The organism is Neorhizobium galegae (genome assembly GCF_017877055.1).
In the GTDB taxonomy this organism is placed as follows: domain Bacteria; phylum Pseudomonadota; class Alphaproteobacteria; order Rhizobiales; family Rhizobiaceae; genus Neorhizobium; species Neorhizobium galegae_D.
Window position 1 is genome coordinate 352,891 of sequence record NZ_JAGIPG010000005.1, and the last position, 12,886, is coordinate 365,776.

General features: G+C 63.5%; 13 protein-coding genes and 2 tRNA genes. 6 read left to right on the plus strand and 9 right to left on the minus strand.

Annotation, left to right across the window (positions count from 1 at the left end):
- Positions 1–4: 4 nt before the first annotated feature.
- Both J2857_RS28020 and J2857_RS28025 read right to left on the minus strand, forming a co-directional pair.
- Complete coding sequence (locus J2857_RS28020; RefSeq protein WP_210013340.1) at positions 5–208, minus strand: twin transmembrane helix small protein; 204 nt, start codon at positions 206–208, stop codon at positions 5–7.
- Positions 209–229: 21 nt separating this feature from the next.
- Positions 230–1,063 (minus strand): SDR family oxidoreductase, encoded by an 834-nt coding sequence (locus J2857_RS28025; protein ID WP_210013341.1) that lies wholly within the window; start codon positions 1,061–1,063, stop codon positions 230–232.
- A 70-nt stretch (positions 1,064–1,133) separates the two neighbouring features.
- Here J2857_RS28025 and J2857_RS28030 point away from each other — a divergent pair, with 70 nt between their 5' ends.
- Complete coding sequence (locus J2857_RS28030; protein ID WP_210013342.1) at positions 1,134–2,108, plus strand: YihY/virulence factor BrkB family protein; 975 nt, start codon at positions 1,134–1,136, stop codon at positions 2,106–2,108.
- Here J2857_RS28030 and gluQRS read toward each other — a convergent pair.
- Positions 2,037–2,918 (minus strand): tRNA glutamyl-Q(34) synthetase GluQRS, encoded by an 882-nt coding sequence (gluQRS, locus tag J2857_RS28035; RefSeq protein ID WP_245363932.1) that lies wholly within the window; start codon positions 2,916–2,918, stop codon positions 2,037–2,039. The genes J2857_RS28030 and gluQRS overlap by 72 nt on opposite strands.
- Between gluQRS and J2857_RS28040 the strand changes: the two genes are divergently transcribed.
- Positions 2,917–3,609: a DNA-3-methyladenine glycosylase family protein gene (locus tag J2857_RS28040; protein WP_210013344.1), complete on the plus strand. Its 693-nt coding sequence runs from the start codon at positions 2,917–2,919 to the stop codon at positions 3,607–3,609. The genes gluQRS and J2857_RS28040 overlap by 2 nt on opposite strands.
- 101 nt (positions 3,610–3,710) lie before the next feature.
- Entirely contained in the window at positions 3,711–4,268 is a 558-nt protein-coding gene (locus tag J2857_RS28045; RefSeq protein WP_210013345.1) for an HNH endonuclease, read from the plus strand.
- A gap of 46 nt (positions 4,269–4,314) precedes the next feature.
- On the opposite strand, the gene J2857_RS28050 is transcribed toward J2857_RS28045, so the two are convergent.
- On the minus strand, positions 4,315–4,830 hold the full coding sequence (locus J2857_RS28050) for a disulfide bond formation protein B (RefSeq protein WP_210013346.1): 516 nt from the start codon (positions 4,828–4,830) through the stop codon (positions 4,315–4,317).
- A gap of 259 nt (positions 4,831–5,089) precedes the next feature.
- On the opposite strand from J2857_RS28050, the gene J2857_RS28055 reads away from it, so the two are divergent.
- A tRNA-Arg gene (locus tag J2857_RS28055) sits at positions 5,090–5,166 on the plus strand.
- A gap of 108 nt (positions 5,167–5,274) precedes the next feature.
- Here J2857_RS28055 and J2857_RS28060 read toward each other — a convergent pair.
- Positions 5,275–5,359, minus strand: a tRNA-Leu gene (locus J2857_RS28060).
- A gap of 309 nt (positions 5,360–5,668) precedes the next feature.
- On the opposite strand from J2857_RS28060, the gene J2857_RS28065 reads away from it, so the two are divergent.
- Entirely contained in the window at positions 5,669–7,303 is a 1,635-nt protein-coding gene (locus J2857_RS28065; RefSeq protein ID WP_210013347.1) for an AMP-binding protein, read from the plus strand.
- Between the two features lie 14 nt (positions 7,304–7,317).
- Here J2857_RS28065 and J2857_RS28070 read toward each other — a convergent pair whose 3' ends face one another.
- From J2857_RS28070 to J2857_RS31585, 4 genes are all read right to left on the minus strand, one after another.
- Positions 7,318–8,538, minus strand: coding sequence for a GNAT family N-acetyltransferase (locus J2857_RS28070; RefSeq protein WP_245363956.1), 1,221 nt, complete (start codon positions 8,536–8,538; stop codon positions 7,318–7,320).
- A 59-nt stretch (positions 8,539–8,597) separates the two neighbouring features.
- The gene (locus J2857_RS28075; RefSeq protein WP_348635729.1) at positions 8,598–10,019 is read right to left on the minus strand and encodes a lipopolysaccharide biosynthesis protein; all 1,422 of its coding nucleotides are present in this window, start codon (positions 10,017–10,019) and stop codon (positions 8,598–8,600) included.
- Positions 10,020–10,120: 101 nt separating this feature from the next.
- Positions 10,121–11,581 carry an MFS transporter gene (locus J2857_RS28080; protein WP_210013350.1) on the minus strand — a complete coding sequence of 487 codons (1,461 nt, stop codon included), beginning with the start codon at positions 11,579–11,581 and terminating at the stop codon, positions 10,121–10,123.
- On the minus strand, positions 11,578–11,832 hold the full coding sequence (locus J2857_RS31585) for a DUF2798 domain-containing protein (RefSeq protein WP_373426845.1): 255 nt from the start codon (positions 11,830–11,832) through the stop codon (positions 11,578–11,580). Before J2857_RS31585 ends, J2857_RS28080 begins: the two co-directional genes overlap by 4 nt.
- Positions 11,833–11,961: 129 nt before the next feature.
- Between J2857_RS31585 and J2857_RS28090 the strand changes: the two genes are divergently transcribed.
- Entirely contained in the window at positions 11,962–12,867 is a 906-nt protein-coding gene (locus J2857_RS28090) for a LysR family transcriptional regulator (RefSeq protein WP_210013352.1), read from the plus strand.
- The last annotated feature ends 19 nt before the right edge of the window (positions 12,868–12,886 follow it).

Consider the following 12,886-nt stretch of genomic DNA (forward strand, 5'->3'; position numbering starts at 1 on the left):
TCAATCAGGTCGGGCGACCGCCGCCCGTAATCCAGAGAGTGAGCATGATGAGGACGATTGCAATCGCCTGCAAGAGAATACGCAATTGCATCAGCTTGTTGGATTTGTTGGCGTCGGTGCCCTTCATCATGTTGAACAGCCCGCGGATCAGGACGAGCACGACGAGGCCCATGACGATCAGGGCAAGGACGGTGGTGAAAGTGGACATTGTCGGATTGCTGCCTTTTGCTCAGTCCAGCCGGCGCATCAATTTGTAGAAGAGCGCGGCCGGGAGTATTCTTTTCAGGAAAGCGCCCTGCTTGGCGGGCTTCGTTACCAGATAATGTGGCTTCGGACGAGCCGCGGTCAAGGCATGAGTCAACACCTCATAGACCGCTTCGGGCCCAAGTTTATGGCGGCTGACCTGGCCTCGCCCGTCGAGGCGCTTGATCTGCCGTTCGTACTGCTTGGCATGCACCGAGCCTTCGAGATCGACATTCTCCCGGATCTTGGTAAGCGCGTTGGCGGTGAAGCGCGACGTGATCGGCCCGGGCTCGATGAGGCTCACGCCAATGCCGCTGCCTTCGAGCTCCATGCGCATGGTGATCGTCAGGCCCTCGAGCGCGTATTTCGAGGCGGTGTAGGCGCCGCGGTAACGATAGGGCAGGAGGCCCAATATTGACGAGCAGTTGACGATGCGGCCGTGGCCTTGAGCGCGCATGACCGGGATCACCCACCGCGTCAGCTCGTGCCAGCCGAAGAAATTGGTCTCGAACTGTTCGCGCAGTACGTCGGTGCTTAAATCCTCCACCGCGCCCGCCTGGCCGTAGGCGCCGTTGTTGAACAATGCGCCGAGGCGTCCGCCGGTGCGCGCCAGCACTGTTTCCACCAAGGCTGAGATCGTGTCCGGCTGGGTATAATCCATCAGCAGAGCTTCAATGCCGTCCGCTTCGAGGGATGCGAGATCGGCTGCCTTGCGAACCGTCGCGAACACCCGCCAGCCGTCCGCCTTCAGAGCCCGGGCGCAATGGTCGCCGATACCGGAGGAACAGCCGGTAACGATGATCGTTCTATTTTCGGCCATTGAATAAGGTTCCCTGTACAATCGATAGAGTTCCTCCCATATTTCCCGCCACGTCACAACGGAGTTGCCCTTGCCCGAAGAAAACCGCCCCGTCCGGTGGTATCGCCTCGCCTTCAAGGTTCTTTGGGACGCCTATTGGCACTTCTCGGACGACGATGGCTGGGCCATGGCGAGCCATGTGGCGCTTTCCGGCCTGCTGGCGCTATTTCCGTTCCTGATCTTCGGCACCGCGCTTGCCGGTTTCCTGGGAGCCGGCGGTTTTTCGGAAACGGCGGTGCATCTGCTGTTCGACACCTGGCCGGCGAACATCGCCGCACCTATCGCATCGGAGATCCGCCAGGTGCTGGAAATCCCGCGCGGCGGACTGCTGACCATCTCGGTTCTCGCCGCTGCCTATTTCGCCTCCAACGGTGTCGAGGCGCTGAGGATTTCCCTCAACCGTGCCTACCGCGTGACGGAGACCCGGCCCTGGTACGTGACCCGTCTCGCCAGTCTTGGTTATGTGATCGTCGCCGTCGTCATCTTCGCGGTGATCAGCATCCTGCTCGTCGCAGTGCCGGTGGCGCTCCGCTTTGCCGAAACGCGGTTTCCGTGGCTGATCGGCGACCTGACGCGGGCTGCGAACTGGGGCCTCTATGGTACAGCTCTCTTGCTCATGATCGGCCTGCTGCTCTCGCACAAATGGCTGCCGGCAGGGCATCGGCGGATTATCGACGTGCTGCCGGGCGTGACGCTGACGATCGTTATCTGGACCGCCTTCGGGCTCGGTTTCGCCTCCTACCTCTCGACCTTCGCCAACTATGCGGCGACCTATGCGGGACTGGCGTCGATCATGATCGTGCTGGTCTTCCTCTACATGATCAGCGTGATCTTCATTCTCGGCGCCGAGTTCAATGCCGCGCTGATGAAGTACCGGATCTACTCGGTCTTCAACCGGTTCCGGAGGGAGCGTCGCCAACGCGGCGAAGCGCTGTCAAAGGCCAACGAGGCGACGGATGTCACTGATCGAGAGGCCCTGGTCGCGAAGCGCCGCGAGCCCGGTTGAGCCCTCGCTTTTCGACAGCTTCCTGCCATCCTTCCCGACGACCAGCCGGTGGTGATGATAGACCGGCGGCGTTAGCCCCAGCAGTTCCTGCAGCAGCCGGTGCACGGCCGTCGCCTCGAAAAGGTCGAGCCCCCGCACCACATGGGTGACCCCCTGCGCCGCGTCGTCCACCGTTACCGACAGATGGTAGCTCGACGGAGCATCCGAGCGGGAGAGGACGACATCGCCCCAGGCCGACGGATCGGCAGGGATCTCTCCGCGGTCTCCGTCGCCGGTCTCGGTCCAGTGCAAGGGTGCCACGATCAGGCCGAGGGCCTTTTGCATGTCGAGGCGAAAGGCATGCCGGACGCCGTCGGCGATCAGCTTGCGCCGCTCCGTCTGGCTGCGGTGCCGGTCGTCGTCGGGATAAAGCGGCGAGCCATCCGGATCGCGCGGCCAGCTTTTTCCGCTCGCCTCGCAAGTCGCGACTTTGGCCTTCACCTCGCCGCGGGTCAGGAAGGCCGGGTAGACCAGACCCATCTCGGTCAATCGATCGAGCGCCGCATGGTAAGCGTCGAAATGGTCGGATTGCCGCCGCACAGGTTCTTCCCAATCGAGCCCCAGCCAGGCGAGATCGCGATAGATCGCCGCTTCGAATTGCGGGGTGCAGCGCGTCAGGTCGATATCCTCGATGCGCAGCAGGAAACGGCCGCCGCTTGCCGCCGCCATGTCGTGATTGAGCAGCGCCGACAGTGCATGGCCGAGATGCAGGAACCCGTTCGGGCTTGGCGCGAAACGATAGACCGGTTTATCAGAAGGCGGAGCGGGCATGATTTCTTCTGCCACGCTTTTTGAAAAACGGCCATGGGAGAGGCGAGAGGTGTCCATCATCCGCGATCATTCCGACATCCAGGCGGGGCTGGAGGCGCTGATCGCGCTGGACCCGCGGCTTGCGGCGATCGTCGAGGTGTCCGGCCCGGTGCCGCTCCGGCTGAACGAGCCGGGCTTTTCGGGCCTTGCCTCGATCGTCGTGTCGCAGATGGTGTCGAGGGCGAGTGCGGAGGCGATCTGGCGGAGGATAACGGCCGCCGGCCCGGTCACCGCGGCAGGATATCGCGCGCTTGCTCCCGAAATCGTCGCGACGTTCGGCCTGTCGCGGGCCAAGGCGGCGACGCTTCTGCATTTGTCCACAGCAATTTCGGAAGGGCATTTCGATCTCGCGTCCGTGTCTTTACTCGAAACGGGTGAGGCGATCCGTAAGATGACGGCACTGCCCGGCATCGGCCCATGGACGGCGGAAGTTTACCTGATGTTCTGCGGTGGCCATGCCGACATTTTTCCCGCGGGCGACGTGGCGCTGCAGGCGGCGGTCGCCCACGCTTTCAGCCTGGAAGCCCGGCCTTCTTCCAAAAACCTGGCAGCCGCGGCCGCTATCTGGAGCCCGTGGCGTTCCGTCGCGGCACGGCTTTTCTGGGCCTATTACGCGGCGAAAATGCGTCGCGATGTCACACCTTTGACCTGAAGGCGGGCCAGAGTATCCCACTGCATTTATTGGGCTTCACAATCCTGTAACAACGGACCTAATATAGAAAGTACAGATGCCGAATCGGGTAGGAGCGTCACTTGACGATTGCAGTCTCCCCGCAGGCCCTGCCGGCGCTCGTCCTGAACGCTGACTACCGGCCGCTGAGTTATTATCCCTTGTCGCTTTGGTCCTGGCAGGACGCGATCAAGGCGGTTTTCCTCGACCGTGTGAACATCATCGCGGAATACGATCACTCGGTCTGCTCGCCGAGCTTCTCGATGAAGCTGCCGAGCGTCGTCAGCCTCAAGACCTACGTCCAGCCGACCCGCAACCCCGCCTTCACCCGGTTCAACGTCTTCCTGCGCGACAAGTTCGAGTGCCAGTATTGCGGCGAACATGACGACCTGACCTTCGACCATGTCATCCCGCGCGCCCACGGCGGCGAGACGACCTGGGAAAATGTCGTGGCCGCCTGCTCGCCCTGCAATCTCAGGAAAGGCAGCAAGCTGCCGAAGCAGGCCGCCATGTTTCCGCACCAGAAGCCCTATCAGCCGACGGTGCAGGACCTGCACAATAACGGCCGGCTCTTCCCGCCGAACTATCTGCACGAGAGCTGGATGGACTATCTCTACTGGGATACGGAACTGCAGCCATAAGAGGGTACGGCTCGTGCCTGGGATCGCCTGTGACGAAGGCCGCTTTTTACGCGGCCTTTTTTGCGCCGACGAATGCGATGGCGGCGAGGATGACGCTGGCGATCACGTTCCAACCGGCAAACGAGAGGCCGAGCACGCGAAGGGCGGCCTCCGTGCAGGACGGGCCGTGCACGGTGTTGAGGTCCGAAAGCAGGCTCCCGGCATTGGTGGTGACGCCCGCGCCGCCGCCGCAGCTTGCCGGACCTTCCCAGAACGCCCATTCGACGCCCGAGTGATAGACGCCCATGCCGGCACCGACCAGCATCATCACGCCGATGACGACGAGCAGGGCGCGGGTGACCCAGGCGGGCAGGCCGACCGCCGAGACGACGATCGCCAGAATGCCGACCGGAATGCCGTAATAATAGGGATTGCGCTGCAGCAGGCAGAGCGCGCAGGGGATGTAGCCGCCGATATATTGAAAGGCGAGCGCCCCGCCGACGGTCGCCGCCATGCCGAGGGTCAGGACGATGGCATAGCCGATACCGGTGCGGGAACGGGGTGTGGAAGCTGTCAGCGCCATGCGCTTCTCCTGATTGGTTTCGACCGGCCTGGACGCCATGGCCTCACTTAGAGCAGATGTGCCGGCTCGGTAAGACAAATTATCTTGAACTTGGCGCCTTGTCGCCCGCGGGGCCGGAAGCCGCGACGACGCGGCCGCAACGAAAACAGACTGCCGCCATCGGATGATTTGTGCCCATCGCAAATTGGCGATTGATGCGGGCTACATCCTGAGTTAAGAACCACCATCGGACGGAGGCGAGTCATCGTCTCTCAGGTTAGCACCCGTAGCTCAGCTGGATAGAGTGTTGGATTCCGATTCCAAAGGTCACAGGTTCGAATCCTGTCGGGTGCGCCACCTTCCCCATATTTGAACCGAACTCAATCGCGACCCAGTCGGGGTGTTCCACGCGCACGCCGTCACTGCGCCGGACCGCCGCAACCCTATCAAAGATCTTGAAAATTGTGGTGCCCCGTGCCGGAATCGAACCAGCACTCCTCTCGGAACCTGATTTTGAGTCAGGCGCGTCTACCAATTCCGCCAACGGGGCACTCGGGTAGCGGTATGCGCTCTATCACGGCCTCGCACCGGCATGCAAGGATGAAGTGAGGCTCTCGTCCCAGGTGCTTCACGCCTGTAAGATTGCCTCGGATCAGGACAGTGCGATGTCACTTTTTCCAGTCCTTACCGGCAGATCGCCGTTCGTTGGTACCGTCTGCAACATGTGTGCGGTCTGGAGATCAGTTTCGGGGGGCCGCAATGGTGGAAGGCTTCGTCATGTCAGGTCCCCTCCGATGTCCCCCTTGTATTTTCAGCATCGCGGATGTTAGCTGGTGCAGCAAAAATAGAAGCGCTGCCGATGAAACTGCCTGCCCGCACCTCCTATGAAGAGCTTGTTGACGATTTCGCCTGGGAGATTCCGCGGCGTTTCAACATGGGGGAAGTGGTCAGCGATGGCTGGGCGGCGAGATTTCCGGATCGTGTCTGTCTCCAGCATTTCAGCCCGGATGGCGACCATCGGGCGTTGACCTATGGCGCGCTGTCCAAGCGGTCCGCCTCGCTTGCCAATGCCTTCGTCGCGCTCGGCCTGAAGCCCGGGGATCGGGTGGCGCTGCTGCTGCCGCAGAGTTTCGAGACGGTGATCGCGCATGTGGCGATCTACAAGATGGGCGGCATCGCCCTGCCGCTGGCGCTGCTGTTCGGGGCCGAGGCGCTCGAATACCGATTGAAGGCATCGGGTGCGACGGCGATCGTCACCAATCCCTTTGGCCTGTCTCGGTTGGCCGATCTGCGTGAAAAGCTGCCGGACTTGCGGCATGTGATCGTCACCGGTGGGATGCCCGCCGGCGAAAACCTTCTGGCGCTCGACGCGCTGATTGCCGCCCACCCGCCCGTATTCGAGGTCGCCGATACCGGTCCGGACGATCCGGCGCTGATGATCTTTACCTCCGGCACGACCGGCCCGCCGAAGGCGGCGCTGCATGGTCATCGGGTGCTGGCAGGCCATATCCCGGGTTTCCAGCTGGCGCATGAATTCGCGCCGCAGGAGGGTGATCGGATATGGACGCCGTCCGATTGGGCCTGGGCGGGCGGCCTGCTCAACGTGCTGCTGCCGGCGCTGATGCTCGGCATTCCGGTCGTGTCCTCGCCGGCGCAGAAATTCGATGCGGACATGGCCTTCCGCATCATGTCCGAGATGGATGTGCGCAACGCCTTCATTCCGCCGACGGCGCTGCGGCTGCTGAAATCCGTCGAAAAGCCGCTCGAAAAATACGATCTCAAGCTCAGGACGATCGCGTCGGCCGGCGAGGCGCTCGGACGCGAGACCTATGACTGGGCAAAGGCGGCGCTGGGGCTGACGGTCAACGAGTTCTACGGTCAGACCGAGTGCAATTTCGTGCTGTCCTCGGCTGCCAATCTCGGCGTATCGCGCGGCGGGGCGATCGGGCGGGCGGTGCCTGGCCATCACGTGGCGGTGGTCGATGGCAGGGGGATCGAGCTTCCGGTCGGCAAGATGGGGCAGATCGCCATCCGCCGTCCGGACCCGGTGATGTTCCTCGGCTACTGGAACGACGAGGTGGCGACAGAGGCGAAGTTTGTCGGCGACTGGCTGATCACCGGCGATCTCGGCCGGAAGGACCGCGATGGTTATGTGGAGTTCATCGGTCGCGATGACGATGTCATCACCTCGTCGGGTTACCGCATCGGCCCGAGCGAGATCGAGGACTGCCTGAGCGGCCATCCGGCGGTGCGGCTGGCGGCCGTGGTCGGCAAGCCGGACCCGATCCGCACCGAGATCGTCAAGGCCTATATTGCGCTCGCGCCCGGCTATCGCCCGAGCGACGAGCTTGCGGCAGAGATCCGCGACTGGGTGAAGACGCGGCTATCGATGCACGAATATCCGCGTGAAGTGGCGTTCGTGGACGATATCCCCCTGACGACCAGCGGCAAGGTCATCCGCCGGCTGCTGCGCGACAAGGCCGCCGCCGAGTGATCGTTACGCAGTGATTATTCCGCACGGCCGGCGAGCGACATGATCTTTTCCCGGAGCATGCGGGCCATGTTGCGGGTGTTGCGGTAGAGGTGAAGCTGGGCTGCCACCTGGCGCACGTCGCGGTCGCCGTTCTGCCTCAGGCCGATCACCAGCGTGCCCATTTCCTCGCGCTCTTCCCAGAAGCGGCTCATGATCGGGTGATCGGGAACCGCGCAGCTGTCGGTGCGCATGATGTTGGCGTCTTCGAGATGCCATTCGGTCAGTTTCACCATCAAGAGCTTGCCGGGCGAGAACTGGGCGAAGCTCTCGTCATAGGCGGTCTTCCACGTATAGGCCTCGCCGGCCATGATGAAGACGATGAGCGAAGCGATCGCGCGGCCGTCGAAATCGATCGTGTGGATGCGGACCGCGTCGATTTCCGCAAGGTTGGTGATCGCTTCGCGGGCAAACGCGGCGCGGTAGCGGTCGTTGATCAGGGCCGAGCGTTTGCGGCCCTTCCAGCCTTTGGCTTCGAGCGCCAGGAATTCCTCCATCCGCAGTCGGATCTCTTCCGGCTGGCGGGCGACCGAATAGCTGAGCGAGCCTTTGTTTCCCAGATTGCGCCACAGGCGGCGCATTTCGCGGTAGTGGTGCGACGAGATCGAATGTTTCAGATAGGCCTCGCCGTCGAGCAGGCTTTCGAGCATTGGCCGCAGATTGGGATCCGTGACGGTGACCGGCAGGTTGCGGCCGATGGCGACCGCCTTGGCGAGCTGCGCGAACGGGCCGTTGAGGCGCACGTCCGGCATGACCAGCACCGAGGGAAGGCGGGCCTCGCGCATGCTCAGCGCCTCGAAAAGGTTGTCGATCGTCTCGGCCGAGTCCTCCGCATCGACGAGCGGGGTGCCGATCGGTCCGAACGGGTTCGCCCAGGCACGGATGATCGAGGCGCCGACGGAAAAGCCCGGCTTTTCGACCGTGAACGGCATCAAGAGCCGCATCCGGCTGCGCATGCCCGTCTCGTCGCGGATCAGCGCCAGGCGGACCTGCTTGTCCTCGACCCGCGGCATGGCGGGGGCGAGCAGCCGGGCCGAAAAGAAGATGTTCGGCTCGAGCGCGCGGTTGGAGAGGAATTCCAGCTCTTCCTGCAGGTCGTAACCGAAGGCGGCGGGATAGAGGCAGAGTTCGCGGCCCGGCCGGCCGACCTGGAGATGCGCGTCGGCATCCGGCCGCTCGGCGCGGAAGGCCGGGATCATGCTCGCCCGGCCGCCGCCATTGCCCTCGAATTCGCTGCTGAACGGAGGTTGCGCCATGGTCAGGAAGCCTTTGAAGGAGCAGAGGGCGTCGGATCGGCAAAGGCGAAGAGCACGATGCCGAGCGTGCGGCGGACTGTGATATGCAGGAGGATCGCCTCGATCATCATCGCCGTCGCCGTCGCCATGGCCGCGCCGGTCAGGCCGAAGCGGGGGATCAGCGCGATGTTAAGAGCGATGCTCGCCAATAGCGTGACGGCGTAGAGCAGGACGCAGAGCTTCTGGCGACCAGCCATGCTGAGCAGCACCTCGCCGGGGCCGACCATGGCCTTGGCGAGGATGCCGCAGAACAGGATCGCCATCAGCCAGTAGCCGGCCGTGAAGGCGCTGCCGAACAGCGACAGAAGCAGTTCGCCGGATGCCAGCGCAAGGAGCCCGACGGCAAGCGAGGGCCAAAAACTCCAGCGCGCGGTCTGTCCGGCAAAGGCGGCCAGCGCCGTCATGTCGTCCTCCGCCATGATGGCGGAAAAGCGGGGGCCGGCGGCCGCCTTGATGGAGAAGTAGACGAACTGCACCAGCACGATCGTCTTTGCGGCGGCGTAATAGATGCCGACCTGGTCCGGCGGCAGGTAGAGGCCGACGACGACCACGTCGGCGTTGGTGAGCAGGAAGCCGATGCCGTCGACGAGGAAGAGCGGCAGGGAGTAACGGAACCAGGCGCCGATCTCGAACTGCATCGGGCCGGCGCCGTAGAGGCGGCGCAGGCGTAGCGTCAGGCGCAGCAGCTGCAAAAGCGTCGTCACATAGGTTGCGGCAAGAGCCGCCTGCATGGCGGTGACCGCTGTCTGCGGCGCGCCGAACCAGAGAGCGGCCAGCATGAAGGCGAGGATCAGGGTCGGGCGGATCAGGTAGGTCGGGCTGAGCGCCGTCACCGTCCAGCCGTTCGAGCGGGCCGTGCCGTCGAGCACGTCGCCGAGCGCGATCATCGGCAGGGTGAAGAAGGCGAGCGACACCGGCACGAGATAGTAGGCCTCCACCATGTGGCCATAGGTATTCAGGAACAGGAAGCCGAGGCCGGCCACCGTGCTTGCCGAAACGAGCGCCACCAGGCGGACGGCGAGATTGAGCCCGCGCACCGTCGCCACCTCGTCGCGCGCCTTGTGCTGGTGCAGGAAGCGGATGACGGAAGTGTGGAAACCGAGGCAGGAGAGATTGCCGGCAAGCACGACCAGGACCCAGACGAAGGCGAATATGCCGTATTCGAACTCACCCATCAGGCGGGCGAGCACGATCTGCGAGACGAAGGCGATGGCGGCGCTGGCGACGCGGATCACGAAGGCGATCAGGGCCCGGCGCTGGGCGCGTGCCGTCTCGTCGTCGTCGGTAAGTATCTTTTCGAGCTTGCGGGTCAGCGGTGCCAGCCGGGTCCTCAGACCAGGCGGAAGCAATCTTTCCGCTGTTTCGATAACCGCCATGATGGGCACGCAATACTCTAACGGAGACGGGAACAATGGGCAAAAGTGTTGCCACAGCAGGGTTAAGAAAGGGTTCGCCCGGGCGCCGATGACTTCACGAACCATGAACTTCAGGGCTTCTTGGAAGAACGGCTCAAGAGGTTGCGGACGGCCGGAACACTCCGGTGAACGGCGGCAATGGCAAGTGCGACGGCGATCATCACGACAGCAATCGCGAAGGTGAACGACATGCCGGCGGCCACGGCTTGCGGAGGTGCCGTCGCGACATCGCCCGTTCCCGAGGCCATTGCGAACACGGCACCCATCAGCGAGGCGCCGGTGACGAGGCCGAGATTGCGCGACAGGTTGAGCAGACCGGAAACGACGCCGCGCTGCTCGGCACCGACGTCCACCATGACAGCGGTGTTGTTGGCTGCCTGGAACAGTTGATAGCCGGGCGTCAGCACCGCGATGGCAGCGACGTAACCACCAATGCCGAACGTTCCGGGAAGCAGGGTGAGGGCAAGCGAGCCGGCCACCATTCCGACAAGACCGATAATGACAGCGGTCCCCGCGCCCAGGCGGTCGACGAGCCGGCCGGCCGGTACGCCGCTGAATGTGGAAACAATCGGCCCAATCGACATCACGAACCCGACCAGAGCCGCATCGAGACCGAGCGAATGCGAAAGATAGAACGGCCCGACCACCAGCGTCGACATCATCACCGCCGAGACAAGCGCGCTGGTTATCAACCCCGTGCTCAAGGTTGGGTCGCGCAACATCGCAAATCGGATCAGAGGCGACGCCGCTCTCGCTTCGACAAGAATGAACAGGCCGGCTCCGACGGCAGCCAGCAGCAGCAGAGCGGCGTTGATCTGGCCAAGACTGCCGCGGCCGACCGTCATGGCGAGTGCATAGGCTGCAAGCACCATGGCAAGCAGCAGCGTGCCTGCAATGTCGAAGCTCGGTCTCTGGTCCGGTTTTTCACGCCGAAGATCGGCAGGCAGATAACGAAAGGCGAGAAGGAGCGCCAGCAGGCCCAGCGGCACGTTGATCAGGAAGATCGTCCGCCAGCCGGCGCCGGCAATCAGAAGGCCGCCCAGGGAAGGGCCGAGCGCGGTGCCGATTGCCGACATGGTTCCGAGCAATCCCATGGCGGCGCCCGTACGTGCCTTGGGAAATAAGTCGGCGACAAAAGCCATGGTGAGCGCCATCATGGTGGCGGCTCCGAGACCTTGCGCCGCCCGTGCGGCAATCAGGAACCCCAGCGTCGGTGCAATTCCGCAGGCGAGCGAGGCTACCGTGAAAAGGGTGATCCCGGCGAGCAGGAGCCGGCGACGCCCGGAAATGTCGCCAAGCCGCCCGACACTGACGATCAGGGTGGTGATTGCGAGAAGATAGGCAATGACCACCCATTGGACCTGCTGGAAGGGGGCGCCGAATGCCTGCGCCAATGTCGGCAAGCTGACATTGGCGACGCTGGTGCCGAGGGAAGAGAGCAGCATCGAGAGCGAAAGGCCGGCGAGCGCCCCACGGAAGGTACTCGTCCGTTCTGCCGATCGCGGAACCGGATCGTGGGCAGCAGAGGTCATCGTTTTTCGCCCTCCGCCGGTTTCACGGCCGGCTTCGCGAGGTTGTTTGCGATGCGGCCCGCAGGCGGCGCGACAGCCAGCGCGACCGGAACAGCGATGATGCTGGAGGGGAGCCATGCTCCCATCCAGATCCCGAAGAAGCCGTCTGTCAGCCCTGCGTTTCGGAGTGTGGAGACGCCGGAGACAAGCGAGGACATCGGGCTGGAAGGAACACGGCTGAAAATGACGGGCATTCGTCGTGCGGGTATCATGGGAAAACCTCCAGAAATTGCTGTTCGATGGCTATCTCACGGACAGACATGGCGGAAGGCGCATCATTTGCATCAATTTAATGCGTTGAACGCCATGTCATATCGAAGAGCCTGTGTTATCCTGCGCGCATGTCCAGACCCGATCTCAACCTGCTTTTCACTCTCGACGTCCTGCTGGCGGAAGGCAGCGTGGCGCGGGCGGCCAAACGGCTGCAGCTCAGCCAATCCGCCATGAGCCGGGCGCTGGCGCGATTGCGCGAGACGACCGGTGACCCGTTGCTGGTGAGGGCCGGCCGAAGTCTGGTGCCAACGCCACGGGCGATCGAGCTACGCGAACGGGTTGGCGGCCTCGTGCAGGACGCGGAAGCGGTCCTGCGGCCGCTCGAGTTGCTCGATCTCGGTAAGCTTGTCCGGACGTTCACGCTGCGCACCAGCGAGGGTTTCGTCGAGAATTTCGGGCCTGGCCTCATCGTCCGCGTCAGCGCTCAGGCGCCCGGCGTGCGGCTGCGGTTCATCCGCAAGTCGGACAAGGACAGCGCCTCGCTTCGCGACGGAAGCGTCGATCTGGAAACCGGGGTCGTCAGCGGGACGATCGGTCCAGAAGTGCGGGCTCAGGCGCTGTTCCGGGACCGTTTCATCGGCGTCGTGCGCAGCGGGCATCCGCTGAGCGAGGGCGAGATATCGGCTCGGCGATACGCGGCGGGCGGTCATATCCTGGTTTCGCGAAGGGGGCTGGAAAAAGGGGCGATCGACGAGACCCTGGCTGCGTCGGGCTTGGAACGGCGGATCGTGACGATCGTCGATGGTTTTGCCACGGCGCTGGTTCTCGCCCGGTCCTCGGATCTGATCGCCAGCATTCCCGAGCGACACAGCGGCAACCTGCGTGCCGGAATGTTCAGTTTCTCCCTGCCGGTCGCGGTGCCCGAGATCACTGTGTCATTGCTATGGCATCCGCGGCTGGATGCCGATCCGGCTCACCGGTGGCTGCGGACATGTGTTCGGGAAGTCTGCGCCGGATTTCCAGCCGGCGGCTGATCCGTTCCTTCCGGAAGGC